The organism is Pseudomonas reactans, from assembly GCF_013385825.1.
Lineage (GTDB): Bacteria > Pseudomonadota > Gammaproteobacteria > Pseudomonadales > Pseudomonadaceae > Aquipseudomonas > Aquipseudomonas reactans.
Genome location: NZ_JACAPG010000002.1, coordinates 524067 through 537017 on the forward strand (window position 1 = coordinate 524067; position 12951 = coordinate 537017).

Below are 12951 nucleotides of genomic sequence, written 5' to 3' on the forward strand. Positions count from 1 at the left end.
AAGGCCGCTTTTGCATAAAAGCGGCCATTCCGAAGTAGTTAAAGACTCACAAAAACGACTTAAGTTCCCCATACAAAACAGCAACTTAGCAAGTTGTATACAACTGCTGCCACCGGTCGGATTTCGATTGTCACACTCCCGATACAGCCTCAGGATCGCGCCGTCATCCCCTTGAGGTTTCCCCTGATGAAGTTCTCCTCGATTCTCTTGTTGTCCCTTGGCCTGGTCAGTGGCGCAGCCATGGCCGGTGGCACCACCGAAGCCGGTGTGGGCGGCGCATTGGGCGGGGTTCTAGGTTCGGTTGTCGGCCAGTCGATCGGCGGCAACACCGGCTCGACCATCGGCGCAGCCCTGGGCGGCGCAGGCGGCAGTGCGGTGGGTGCGGACAAACGCAGCCGCGGCGAAGCAGCCATTGGTGGCGCCTTGGGCGCGGCCGGCGGCAACGTAGTTGGCCGCAGTGTCGGCGGCAGCACCGGTGCACTGATCGGCTCAGCGGCCGGCGGCGGTGCAGGTGGCGCGCTGGGCAACTACATGGGCAACAAGAGCGATGACGATGATCGTCGTTCACGCGGGCGTGATAACCGTCGCTATGACCGCGATGATCACCGTGGCCGCGGGCATGCCTATGGCCATCGCAAGAACAAGCATCACTACCGTCACCGTTAAGCGCGGAAATCCCTTGTAGGAGCTGGCTTGCCAGCGATAGCAGAGTGTCAGGCAAGACATCTTTATCTGACCTATAGCGATCGCTGGCAAGCCAGCTCCTACAGTGGGCTATGTGATTTAAAAGTTGCGAATCAAACCACCAAGCGCTGCAACGCCTCGCGCAACATCCCCGGAATCGTCACCGGCTGGTTCGAACCCCGATCCACAAACACATGCACAAACCGCCCCGCCGCACAGGCCTCTTCTTCGCCCTGCTTGAACACCGCCAATTCGTACTGCACTGAACTATTGCCCAGCTTGCCAACCCGCAGGCCGATTTCGATGCGCTCGGGAAAGGCGATCGACGCAAAATAATCACACGCCGAACTCACCACAAACCCCACCACGTCACCGTCATGAATATCCAGCCCACCTTGCTCGATCAGGTAGGTATTCACCGCCGTGTCGAAAAAGCTGTAGTAGGTCACGTTGTTCACATGGCCATACACATCATTGTCGTGCCAGCGCGTGATGATCGGTTGGAAGTGCGGGTAATCGGCGCGTTGCGGCACTGAATCAGGCATGGGCAAGTCTCGTGAGATGGGTTTACAGGTCATTCAAATGGGCCTGGGCCCACTCGCGGACCTCGGCGTACGGGTAATCTTCCAGCGCAGCAAAGCCCGGAATACCCCGCGCCTTCAACTTGGTAAACAGCGGCACACTGATGCCACCAAGGAAACGCGTCAGACGTTCCGCCCCAGGCAAATGGCCGGTGTGCTCATGATGCCTGTGGATAAAATCACCGCACAGCCCCATGAATTTTTTATCCACAAGCGGCGGCAAGCCTGGCGGCGGCGGAAGGTGCGCAACGTGGCCGTGGCACACCGAGCAATGCCCACAACGCTGGGGCGCGTTTTTATCGCCGAAATACTGCGCCAGGCGTTGACCCAGGCAGTGTTCGGTGGCGAACAGATCGAGCATGGCGTGAATCCGTGCGACCTCACCCACCTCATGCTGCTTGAAGCCTGTGTATAACTCAGCGCTCAGGACCTGTGGATCAAAATCGGTATCCAGCAGGCTGTAGACCTCCGTCATCTGCTTGCTCTCAAGCTCGATCAGGCCTTGCTCCTGAAAGTAATCCAGCGCCTTCACCACCCGGCTACGCTCGGCATTGTGCTGTTGATAAAGCGCGTCAAAATCCACCGTCGCCCAGGTCTTGGCCCGCTTGCACACCTGGATGATCGCCGCGACAAACTGCTGCCGCTCTCCGGAGAAGCGCGCGAGCAAAGCTTCAGGTTCGATCAGGTATTTGAAACGGTACTCGGCATAAAACGCATAACGCGGCGCAATCACGCCCTTGAGCTCCAACTGCACCAGTAGCGTCTTCAACGGCAGCTCGCGGATGTTGCTGTGGTCCGACAAGGACCTGAGCAAAAACTCCCACTGCCCATCGCCTCGCGCGGCCTGCAGCTCTTCGAGCACCCGGCGAATGCCCTCCTGCTCCGGCGTATCGCCGTACACGAAATTTTCCAGCACATTGAGGCTGTCGCGGTTCGCCAATACCAGGCAATCGGACGGTTGCCCATCACGCCCCGCGCGGCCGATTTCCTGGCTGTAGTTCTCGATGGACTTGGGCAGGTCGAAGTGCACCACATTGCGGATATCACTTTTGTCGATGCCCATGCCAAACGCGATGGTCGCGACGATGCAATTGGAGCGCCCGCCCATGAAGCGCTGCTGGATACCCTCGCGTTTATCGTGAGGCAAGCCGGCGTGGTAGGCCTCGGCCTGGATGCCGTTGCGGTTCAAATGCTCGGCAATCTGCTCGGCGGTTTTCTGCAGGGTGACGTAGACGATACTCGGCTGATCGGCACGCTCGCTCATCCACTGCACCAGCCGTCGACGCTTGTCCGCACCGCTGACCGGCTCCACCAACAAATTGAGATTGGGCCGGTAGAAACCCGTGGTGACCACATCGCTCGGCGCAATGGCGAACTTCGCCTGCATGTCGGCAATCACCTTGGGCGTCGCTGTAGCCGTCAACAGCAGGGCTTGTGGGATATTGAACTGGCGCTGGTAGTCCGGCAGCTTCAAATAGTCCGGACGGAAGTTGTGGCCCCACTCGGAAATACAGTGCGCCTCGTCCACCACCAACAACGAGATCCGCACGCTTTGCAGGAAGTTACGAAAGCGCTCGTTCTTCAGGCGTTCCACGGAAATCATCAGGATCTTCAGCTCGCCGGAACGCGCGCGGGCCATGACCTCATTGGCGTCCTCACGACTCTGGGCCGAATCGATACTGCCCGCCGAAATCCCGTGGCGCTGCAAGAAACCCAACTGGTCCTGCATCAGCGCCAACAGCGGCGACACCACCAGCGTCAGGTGCGGCAGCAGCATCGCCGACAGTTGGTAGCACAGGGATTTTCCTGACCCTGTTGGAAAAATTGCCGCTGCCGAACGACCGGCCAGTACGGCGCTGATTGCCTCTTCCTGGCCCAGACGAAACTGTGGGTAACCAAAAACCTGCTGGAGGGTGTCGTGCATAGGCTGTCACTCCGTTGACCGCTGAAGGAGTAAAAAACATAGATCAGCGATCAAGAAAAGGTCGGGGATAAACGCTACAAACTGATACAGAGAAAACCAGCAAGCCCGCGCAAAAACGAAGACAGTAACACGCCAGATCACCTACCCCGACAAGGAGTCGTGGATGTCTCGATGCACACTGTTTTCATTGCAACACCTTGTCGTGTTCACGCTGCCGTTGTTGCTGCTGGGCTGCGCAAGCGCACCCGCCCCAATACCCGCTGAACCGGATACACAGCGTTTTGAAACGCCCGAATACCTCGAGCAAAAAGCCCTGCCCATTGTCAAAGCCTCCTCCCTCTACGCGCGAGGTGGTACTGGCCAGGGCGTTAAAGTCGCGCTGATCGACTCAGGGCTCAACCAGGCTCTGCCCGAGTTTTACGGCCGCGTGGCCGATCCGGGCTATGACTTTGTGACACAACAGCCGGGCACCCTCGACATCAAGGGCCACGGCACCCAGATGGCCGGTATTCTCGCCGCGAACAAGAATGACCAGGGCATCCACGGTATCGCCTTCAACGCCCAGTTGATCCCCATGCGCTTCGGTGATGACAAGGAGCCGTTCTACTTCGACAGCGAAATCGCCCAGGCCTGGGACCTCGCTTTCACCAAAGGGGCACGCATTTTCAGCAACTCATGGGCGAACCCCATTGAAGCCAACACCAACGAGGTATCCATCTACGAACGCCTGATGGGTGACTCGTTGGGCGTGGCAAAAAAACGGGTGGCCGAAGGGGCCGTATTCGTTTTCTCAACGGGTAACGAGGTCAAGCGTGAGCCGCTAGCAGAACCCGGCCTGCCCGCGCTGGTGCCGGAACTGGAGAAAGGCTGGATAGCCGTCATGGCCCTCAAGAACGACGGCACGGCCATCAATCTCAAATCCAATTATTGCGGCCTCGCGGCACGCTGGTGCATCGCGGTGCCAGGAGGCGATGGAGGTGCTGGGTTGTTGACCACCAACAAGGATGGCAGCTACAGCCCCACTGCCGGCACATCGCCGGCCGCTGCGTTGGTCAGTGGTGCCTTGGCGGCATTGCAGAGTCGCTTTCCCGAAATGACACCCCAACAAGTGCGTGAGCGCCTGCTCAATACGGCGAATCGAACGGGAATCTATGCCAACAGCGAAGCCTATGGGCGAGGTTTGATGGACCTCGACGCAGCCTCGCGCCCGTAGCCATTGCGCAAAAAGACGATGCCGGACTGGGGCGCGTTGATGTGATTTTTTTCTCCGGCCTACCCTCTGAAGCATTGCGCTACAATAAAGCCTTGCTACCCAGGAGTACGCTGCCATGAGCGAACCGACGTTTGAGCAAAAACAGGATCACTACCACAAGATCCGCCGTTCCAATTACCTGGCCAGCCTGCGCCTGGAAGGGTTCGACACCCAACCCGCCGACGTCGACAAACCCCTGCCGACCCGCGAAGCCGTCCTCGCCAAGTACCGCAACACCCCACGCTGATGCTCGACAAATACGGGGTGGGCCAGGATCCGTACTGCTATCCCGGTAGCAGCGTCCTGCGCAATCGTCTCGATTTGCACGACGAAGCGCGCCTGCACCAAGCCGAGCGGGAATTATCCGAAATCGCCGTAGGCAACCTCCCCCTCTTCCCACCGCCCTACGACCTCGACCGCTTGCAACACATCCACCACACCCTGTTCAGCGACCTCTACGACTGGGCCGGCGAATTGCGCAGCGTCAATATCCAGAAAGGTGACACCCTGTTCTGCACCCCGGAACGCATCCCGCCGGAAGCGGCGAAGATCATCCGGCGCATGCATGAGGCCAACTGGTATGTCGGTGTGAGTCAGGCTGAGCTGATTACGCAAATTGCCGAGGCCTACGGCGACCTCAACGTCATCCACCCCTTCCGCGAAGGCAACGGCCGGGCGCAACGGATCTTGTTCGAGCAGATCATCGTCAACGCCGGGTTTTCGGTGAACTGGTGGCTGGTGAAACATGGGCGTGGATACCGGCGAATATTGATGCGGTGGCGTGTGATTATCGGGGGTTGGAGGTGATTTTTGAGCGGTGTGTGAGTCGGCCTGTCGGCAACTGATCACACGCCAGCTCGCCGCACACCACTCACCTGTTTTGCTGTTAAGTCACTACAAAAGGCAAATTCCGGAAAGCCCTGTAAGAAACCTCCATACGCCTCGACATCCCCTTCCGAAACTGCGTGAAACTCCTGCTCGCCCCTCTACAAAACTCACCTTTCTCTGACTGAAACTAGCACCCTTTCAACAGCCCCCGGCAAACACCTTTGAACATCGAAAGGACTCAACATATCGGCCATGGATCTACAGCTCTAGAGTGGCCAAGACGATGAGCGAATACACCCAGTGGATCTATCTGCTCCTCCTCCTCGCACTGGCCGCCATAATCGACAGGATAATAAAGTTGCCCGTACTCAGAAGATGGGTTGGACTCTGCCTCTTGGTAACCGGCCCAGTACTTCTGTTTTATGCCACCTCATGGATCAGAGGTGCACAGCTTGAAAGTCTGCCGATAGTTGTCTTTGTGACAGGCATCGGGTTGTTGAGCACCCAGAATATCTATTGCAAAGTAAAAGCCAATCACCCACTCCTGCGTGCCCCCACCATGAACCTCGCTCCCAACTTCCCCGAAGACCCCGTCATGCAGCAACTCCTGCAACTGCTGCACGAAGAAATCGGCCTTCCCAAACACAAGACGATCCGCCTGCAAACCTCAATCAACTTCGACCTCGGCTGCGACGGCAGTGAAGCCAAGCAACTGATGGAAGCACTGGAGCAGGAATTTGCGCTCGACCTGGGCGACTTCGACACTTATCGTTACTTCAACCCGCCGCTGTTCGATGTGTTTCTCAAACGCCGCGCCAAGGGGCGCGGCGAAAAAGTGCCGCTGACCCTCGGCATGCTCTACCTGGCCATCAAGACCCACAGCTGGGACACGCAGACGCTGGAAAACCTGAGCTAACGGTAGGAGCCGGCTTGCCGGCGATGGCGGTCCTGAGGACCTCATCGCCGGCAAGCCGGGCTCCTACAGGAAATTGAGCCTTCGAAAAGGACCTTACATGGACGTAATGATGGGCCTGCTGGCCGCCCTGCTCTGGGGTGGTACGGATTTTCTCGTGGGCCTCAACGCCCGAGCCGTGGGCGTTAAACGCGCGGTGTATTTTGGCCAAGCCCTGGGCTTTGTGATCATGACCCTGCTGTTGGTCATTCTCCCAAGCTTGCTGTTCAAATCCCTCGATGCGCCGCTGAGCGTCTGGCTGCTGGGCGTCGCCGCCGCCCTGCTCACCGTCTCCGGCGCCCTGGCGCTGTCCAAGGCCTTCGCCCTTGGCAATGCCGCCATTGTCGCGCCACTGGTGACGTCCTACGGCGTGGTCACCACACTGCTGTCCTGGGCCAGCGGCGAGCACATCAGCCTGACGCAACTGGGCTGCATCGCCGTGTGCGTGATCGGCGTGATCCTCTCCAGCATCCACAAGGACAACGGCGTCCCCCATAACAATCCGCGCCAGTCCATCGCCTACGCCATGCTCGCCGCTTTGCTGTACGGCACCAGCTTCTGGCTGCAAGGCCGCTACACCCTGCCCGCGCTGGGGCCGATCACCATGCTCTGGCTCGGTTACCTGGTGGGGCTGTGCGTATTGGTGGTGATGGTGCTAAAGATCAAGGACGGCCTGAAAATCCCACCGCTGAAAAACTGCGCAACGCTGACCGGTGCAAGCTTGATGAACCTGGGTGGGTTCTCGGCGTTTTCCTGGGGCGCGATGGCGGGGTCGGTGTCAGTGGTGACGGTGATCAGTACGTTGTCGGGCGGGATTGCGGCGATTCTGGGATTTGTGTTTTTCAAGGAGCGGTTGTCGGCGGTGCAGGTGTTGGGGGTTGTGTTGGTACTGGTCGGTGCGGTGGTTCTGCACATCGCCGACTAAGCGTTCGCGCACAAAAAAGCCGCCCACAAGAGGCGGCTTTTTCACAACGCTCGAATCTTACAACTTAGGACCCGCAGCCTTGATCGCATCGCTCACTTCAAACTTCTTGAAGTTCTCGATGAACAGACCCGCCAGCGCCTTCGCCGCTTCGTCGTAGGCAGCCTTGTCAGCCCAGGTGTTACGTGGGTTCAACAGGCCTGTCTCAACGCCCGGAACGGCCAGTGGCACGTCGAGGTTGATGGTGTCGAGGTGTTCGGTTTCTACACCGATCAACGCGCCGCTCTGGATCGCTGCGATGACGCCGCGAGTGGTCGGGATGTTGAAGCGGTTGCCGACGCCGTAGCCGCCGCCGGTCCAGCCGGTGTTGACCAGGTAAACCTTGGAGCCGAAGCCACGGATGCGCTTGATCAGCAGCTCTGCGTATTCGCCAGCCGGGCGCGGGAAGAACGGTGCGCCGAAGCAGGTGGAGAAGGTCGATTTGATGCCGCCGCCGGAACCCATTTCGGTCGAGCCCACCAGTGCGGTGTAGCCGGACAGGAAGTGGTAGGCCGCTTGTTCTTCGCTGAGGATCGACACAGGCGGCAGTACGCCGGTCAGGTCGCAGGTCAGGAAGATTACCGCGTTTGGCTCGCCGCCCAGGTTCTTCTCGGAACGCTTGGCAACGTGCTCCAGCGGGTAGGCGGCGCGGCTGTTCTGGGTCAGGCTGACGTTGGTGTAGTCGGCGTGCTTGGCCTCGTCGATCACCACGTTTTCCAGCACAGCGCCGTGCTTGATGGCTTTCCAGATGACCGGCTCGTTCTTCTCGGACAGGTCGATGCACTTGGCATAGCAACCGCCTTCGATGTTGAACACCACGCCTTCGCCCCAGCCGTGTTCGTCGTCACCGATCAGGTAACGGCTTTCGTCGGCGGACAGGGTGGTTTTACCGGTGCCCGACAGACCGAAGAACAGGGTCACGTCGCCTGCTTCGCCGATGTTGGCGGCGCAGTGCATTGGCAGCACGTCGGAAGCCGGCAGCAGGAAGTTCTGCACCGAGAACATGGCTTTTTTCATTTCACCGGCGTAACGCATGCCGGCGATCAGCACTTTCTTCTGGGCGAAGTTGAGGATCACGCAACCGTCGGAGTTGGTGCCGTCACGCTCTGGCACGCATTCGAAGTTGGCCACGTTGAGCACTTGCCACTCTTCACGACCGGCCGGGTTGTACTGGGCCGGGTTGATGAACAGGCAACGACCGAACAGGTTCTGCCAGGCAGTCTGGGTAGTCATTTTCACGGCCAGGTAGTGGTCTTCGGCAGCCCCTACGTGAACATGGGAAACGAAATGCTCTTGCGCGTTGTTGAAGGCCTCGACGCGAGCCCACAGGGCATCGAACTTGTCGGCCGGGAACTTGCGGTTGATCGGGCCCCAGGCGATGGAAGCCTGGGTGGAAGGCTCTTCAACGATGAAACGGTCGACCGGCGAACGGCCAGTACGGTGACCGGTTTCGACGACCAGCGCGCCAGTATCGGCGAGCACGCCTTCACCACGCTGCAGGGCTTCTTTAACCAGATCGTCAACACTCAGATCGGTGTATACGGCGTTGTTGGCTTGCGTCATGAGGTTCCCCGTCGGCCTATGGCCGAGTGCTCCAAACGTTTTGTAGTAGAAAGTTGCGCACTACTACCGCGAAAAAAGTGGGCCGGATTATGCCAGAAAAGCCCAAAAAGAGTAGGGCCCTCCCGTCAGAACTGCGCTAATCCGGCGTTTGTCAGGTGATTTACCTGTGCTTAAACGTTTTAGTGGCGGGTGTCGGAAGGGGTGTCGATGCCTGCGCCGGCGAACAATTGGGCGACATCGGCCGCATCGAACAGGTAGCGCTCGTTGCAGAACTGGCAGTCGATCTCGATATGGCCGCCGTGCTCTACCACCAGGTTTTGCGCATCTTCCAGGCCGAGGCTGACCAAAGCATTGGCCGAGCGCTCGCGCGAGCAGCTGCAATTGAAGTGCAGGCCTTGTGCGTCAAACAGTCGCACGGCTTCTTCGTGGTACAGGCGATGCAGGATGGTTTCGTTGTCCAGGCCCAGTTGCTCTTCAGCGGTGAGGGTGCCGGCCAAGGCCGTCAGCTTGCGCCAGCTGTCGGTGCGATCGTCTTCGTCCTTGATGCGATCGGGCGGCAGTTGCTGCAACAGCATGCCGCGGGCGCGCTTGCCATCGGCGTTGAGCCAGAATTTGGTGCCGACCTGCTGGGACATCACGAAGTAGTTGGTGAAGCAGTCCGACAGGGTTTCGCCGTCCAAGTCGACGATGCCTTGGTAGCGCTGGCCTTCGGTCGGATCGACGGTAATCGCCAGCACGCCGTTGGCCATCAGGTCGGACAAGGTGGCGTCCGGGGCAATCTGGTCGGCTTCGTAACGGGCCAAACCACGGATTTCGCGCTCGCTGGAGCATTCGATCATCAGCATCGGCACCGGGCCTTCGGAGCGAGCCTGCAAGATCAGCAACCCGTCGAATTTCATGGTGCCCACCAGCAGCGCCGCCGCCGCCATCAGTTCGCCGAGCAGTTGCGCGACCGGCTCCGGATAGGGGTGCTTGGCGAGGACTTCGGCATAGCTGCGCTCCAGCGAGACCAGCTCGCCGCGGGCGTCGCTCTCGTCAAAGATGAAGCGTTGGGTGAAGTCGGTATCCGGTAGATCAGTCATAGGTCTGGGTATCTGAATTGATGACAAATTGATTACAAGGTTTATAGAATAAAACGCTTTAGCACCGTTTTGGTGCGGTTTTCTGGAGCCGTGGGGGACAGTTTATGAACAATCCGGGTTTGTTCCAAGCCAAGTGGAACCTCGGGCGATGGGCCTTTTGCAATCTACTGGCTGTCGGGCTGCTGTGTTTCTGGCTGTGGCCCACGGGCCAGATGCTGTGTGTGCTTTTCGACGAGTGGCTGTTTCATCTGCTCAATGACCCGCTGGCCAGCAACTCGACCTGGCTGCATGTATGGGCTGTCGCCAGTTTGCGACCGTTTGATGCGGTGGTCGGGGTTATCCTGCTGACGCTGTTGATTCGCGGCGACTGGGTCTTCAAGGCCGTGCAAGTACGCCAGGCGCTGTTCGGTTTTATCGGCATTCTGCTGCTGTTGCTGTTTATCCGCATGCTGTTTTCCAAATTCGCGGCGCACATGGGCTGGCAGCACAGTAGCCCGTCAATGGTGATCAGCGGAGCGATTCAGATGAGCGACTACTTCCCGGGGCTGGAGAAGACCTGGGAGTTGAAGGACCGTTCGAGCCAGAGTTTTCCAGGGGATCACGCGTCGGTGCTATTGATCTGGGGGATGTTCATGACGGTATTCGCCCAGCGCATCGGCCAGGTGCTGGTGATCTGGGGCCTGGCGCTGCTGTTCATGATGCCGCGCCTGGTGGCGGGTGCGCATTGGGGCCAGGACGATTACATTGGCGGGGTGTTGCTGGCGCTGTTGGCGTTGGGATGGGGGTATTACACGCCGTTCGCGGCGAAGGTTTCGAGTGGGTTGTTGCGGGCGACGGCGCCGGTGTTTGGGCTGCTTCAACACGTGCCGCTGATCAGTCGACTGAGTGTGGTTCACCCAGCGTGATGGCCAAGGGTGAGGGAGCTTGCTCCCTCACTGTCGCCGTCAATCATCATTGCCACTGCCGCGAAACTTGAACAGATCACGGCGCTGCTTCTTGCTCGGTTTACCATCGGTAGTCATGCCTGTGGCACCGGCCTTGCGCATCGCTGCTGCATTTTCACGCTTGGCGATGCTGGCTTCGGTCTCGGTGTACAACGCCTGTGCTTCAGGCGCACCACGGCGCACGATGGAAAGCGCCTGAACCACGACCGTCTTTTCATCAAACCCAACACGAATCTGGAACTCATCCCCGACACGCGGTTCTTTGCCCGGCTTGCAGCGCTCGCCACGATGGTGCACCTTGCCGCTCTCGATGGCAGCCTTGGCCAGCGCACGGGTTTTATAGAAACGCGCGGCCCATAGCCACTTGTCCAATCGGACCTTTTCTTCCTCTTCCTGCTTTTGAGCCACTTGAATTCCTCGTTCTGAAAAATGTCGCAACCTTACTCTTGAAACCCTTCAACGCATAAACCTCAAGGCTCACCTAAGATACGCCAGGAACATCCAGTTTTGCGTGCCTTGCCCAAGCCTCCAGTGATTATTGAAGCTTGAGAGATATCTGTCGCCATTTGCCGATTATTCTGCGTGAATACCGCGAATTCGGCACCTAGCCATCAGTGATGGCAGGGGATTGTCACAATCCGTGAGCAGTTGGACGTTACTGTCCTCGACAACTACGAAACATTTCTGAAATGCCGGTTATCCATATTGAAGACATTTGACCATTTGACCGTTGTGGGTCTGCGTGAGTGGGTGGCACTTCCCGACTTGGGAGTGGCAGGCCTGCGCGCAAAGATCGACACCGGTGCCAGCACCTCAAGCCTGCACGCTACCGATATCGAGCCATTTGAGCGCGACGGTGAGAAGTGGGTGCGCTTTACCGCGCACCTGGGCAGCGTTGTGCAACTGCGTCACCGCCGCTGCGAAGCGCCCCTGGTGACGATGAAAACCATCAAGAGCTCCAACGGGCATGCGCAGGTGCGCTATGTCATCAGCACCACCCTGGCACTCGGTGATCGGGTATGGCGGGTGGAGTTCACCCTGGCCTGCCGCAAAGCCATGCGTTACCGGCTGTTGCTGGGTTCCAAAGCCTTGATTGACGGCCAACTGGTGGTCAATCCCGGCATCAAGTACGTTCAAGACAAGCCGGTGTTCCCGGTCTCTACTCTTTCTGTCCCAGGTGCTGCATGAAGATTGCTGTGCTGTCGCGAAACCCGCGTCTGTATTCCACCCGCCGCCTGGTTGAGGCCGGCACCGAACGTGGCCACGAAATGGTGGTGATCGACACGTTGCGTGCCTATATGAACATTGCCAGCCACAAGCCGCAGATCCACTACCGGGGCAAACCGCTGGAGGGGTTTGATGCCGTGATCCCACGCATCGGCGCCTCGGTGACGTTCTATGGCTGCGCGGTGTTGCGCCAGTTCGAAATGATGGGGGTGTTTCCCCTCAATGAGTCGGTCGCCATCGCCCGTTCACGGGACAAGTTGCGCTCGCTGCAGTTGCTGTCGCGCCGAGGTATCGGCCTGCCGGTGACGGGCTTTGCCCACTCCCCCGACGACATCCCCGACCTGATCGACATGGTCAATGGTGCGCCGCTGGTGATCAAGGTGCTGGAAGGCACCCAGGGTATCGGCGTGGTGCTGTGTGAAACCGCGACAGCGGCCGAATCCGTGATCGAGGCGTTCATGGGCCTCAAGCAGAACATCATGGTGCAGGAATACATCAAGGAAGCCGGCGGTGCGGATATCCGCTGCTTCGTGGTGGGCGACAAGGTGATTGCAGCGATGAAGCGCCAGGCCAAGCCAGGGGAGTTCCGCTCCAACCTGCACCGTGGCGGCAGCGCCAGCCTGATCAAGATCACCCCGGAAGAACGCATGACCGCACTGCGGGCAGCCAAGGTGATGGGGTTGAGTGTGGCGGGTGTGGATATTCTGCGCTCCAATCACGGGCCGCTGGTAATGGAGGTGAATTCGTCACCGGGCCTCGAAGGCATTGAAACCACCACCGGCAAGGACGTGGCGGGGATCATCATTCAGCATCTGGAGAAGAATGGTGGGCCGAATATGACCAGGACCAAGGGTAAGGGCTAAAAAGTGCGGGAGCTGGCTTGCCTGCGATAGCTATAGTGGATTCACCATCGCCATCGCAGGCAAGCCAGCTCCCACATTTGATGATTTGGG

Annotated in this window: 13 protein-coding genes and 1 pseudogene; 9 read left to right on the top strand and 5 right to left on the bottom strand. The window is 58.9% G+C overall.

All coding sequences use genetic code 11. The features are described from left to right. The first annotated feature begins 186 nt into the window (after nt 1-186). Nucleotides 187-666 carry a glycine zipper domain-containing protein gene (locus tag HX868_RS02460; RefSeq protein ID WP_016979058.1) on the top strand — a complete coding sequence of 160 codons (480 nt, stop codon included), beginning with the start codon at nt 187-189 and terminating at the stop codon, nt 664-666. A 131-nt stretch (nt 667-797) separates the two neighbouring features. On the opposite strand, the gene HX868_RS02465 is transcribed toward HX868_RS02460, so the two are convergent. Together HX868_RS02465 and HX868_RS02470 are read right to left on the bottom strand one after the other, a co-directional pair. Beyond that, on the bottom strand, nt 798-1229 hold the full coding sequence (locus HX868_RS02465) for an acyl-CoA thioesterase (RefSeq protein WP_177001792.1): 432 nt from the start codon (nt 1227-1229) through the stop codon (nt 798-800). Nucleotides 1230-1251: 22 nt separating this feature from the next. Next, a complete protein-coding gene (locus HX868_RS02470; protein ID WP_177001793.1) occupies nt 1252-3189 on the bottom strand; it encodes a RecQ family ATP-dependent DNA helicase in 1938 nt (645 codons plus the stop codon). Between the two features lie 163 nt (nt 3190-3352). On the opposite strand from HX868_RS02470, the gene HX868_RS02475 reads away from it, so the two are divergent. From HX868_RS02475 to HX868_RS02495, 5 genes and pseudogenes are all read left to right on the top strand, one after another. Further along, on the top strand, nt 3353-4402 hold the full coding sequence (locus tag HX868_RS02475; RefSeq protein WP_177001794.1) for a S8 family peptidase: 1050 nt from the start codon (nt 3353-3355) through the stop codon (nt 4400-4402). Between the two features lie 115 nt (nt 4403-4517). Next, a complete protein-coding gene (locus tag HX868_RS02480) occupies nt 4518-4688 on the top strand; it encodes a YhfG family protein (RefSeq protein WP_016979054.1) in 171 nt (56 codons plus the stop codon). Beyond that, a pseudogene (locus HX868_RS02485) lies at nt 4688-5286 on the top strand (putative adenosine monophosphate-protein transferase Fic). The gene HX868_RS02480 and the pseudogene HX868_RS02485 overlap by 1 nt, the downstream one beginning before the upstream one ends. 542 nt (nt 5287-5828) lie before the next feature. After that, a complete protein-coding gene (locus HX868_RS02490; RefSeq protein ID WP_177001795.1) occupies nt 5829-6185 on the top strand; it encodes a DUF1493 family protein in 357 nt (118 codons plus the stop codon). 97 nt (nt 6186-6282) lie between these two features. Continuing rightward, a complete protein-coding gene (locus HX868_RS02495; protein ID WP_246355468.1) occupies nt 6283-7146 on the top strand; it encodes a DMT family transporter in 864 nt (287 codons plus the stop codon). A 57-nt stretch (nt 7147-7203) separates the two neighbouring features. On the opposite strand, the gene HX868_RS02500 is transcribed toward HX868_RS02495, so the two are convergent. Both HX868_RS02500 and hslO read right to left on the bottom strand, forming a co-directional pair. Continuing rightward, nucleotides 7204-8745 (bottom strand): phosphoenolpyruvate carboxykinase, encoded by a 1542-nt coding sequence (locus tag HX868_RS02500; protein WP_177001796.1) that lies wholly within the window; start codon nt 8743-8745, stop codon nt 7204-7206. 179 nt (nt 8746-8924) lie between these two features. Further along, nucleotides 8925-9827, bottom strand: coding sequence for an Hsp33 family molecular chaperone HslO (gene hslO / locus HX868_RS02505; protein WP_177001797.1), 903 nt, complete (start codon nt 9825-9827; stop codon nt 8925-8927). A 104-nt stretch (nt 9828-9931) separates the two neighbouring features. Between hslO and HX868_RS02510 the strand changes: the two genes are divergently transcribed. After that, complete coding sequence (locus tag HX868_RS02510; RefSeq protein WP_177001798.1) at nt 9932-10732, top strand: phosphatase PAP2 family protein; 801 nt, start codon at nt 9932-9934, stop codon at nt 10730-10732. A gap of 39 nt (nt 10733-10771) precedes the next feature. On the opposite strand, the gene HX868_RS02515 is transcribed toward HX868_RS02510, so the two are convergent. Beyond that, on the bottom strand, nt 10772-11179 hold the full coding sequence (locus HX868_RS02515; RefSeq protein ID WP_016979044.1) for an RNA-binding S4 domain-containing protein: 408 nt from the start codon (nt 11177-11179) through the stop codon (nt 10772-10774). Between the two features lie 297 nt (nt 11180-11476). On the opposite strand from HX868_RS02515, the gene rimB reads away from it, so the two are divergent. Further along, nucleotides 11477-11959 (top strand): retropepsin-like aspartic endopeptidase RimB, encoded by a 483-nt coding sequence (gene rimB / locus HX868_RS02520; RefSeq protein WP_016979043.1) that lies wholly within the window; start codon nt 11477-11479, stop codon nt 11957-11959. Then, nucleotides 11956-12861 (top strand): 30S ribosomal protein S6--L-glutamate ligase, encoded by a 906-nt coding sequence (gene rimK, locus HX868_RS02525; RefSeq protein WP_010214091.1) that lies wholly within the window; start codon nt 11956-11958, stop codon nt 12859-12861. The genes rimB and rimK overlap by 4 nt, the downstream gene beginning before the upstream one ends. Nucleotides 12862-12951: the final 90 nt, after the last annotated feature.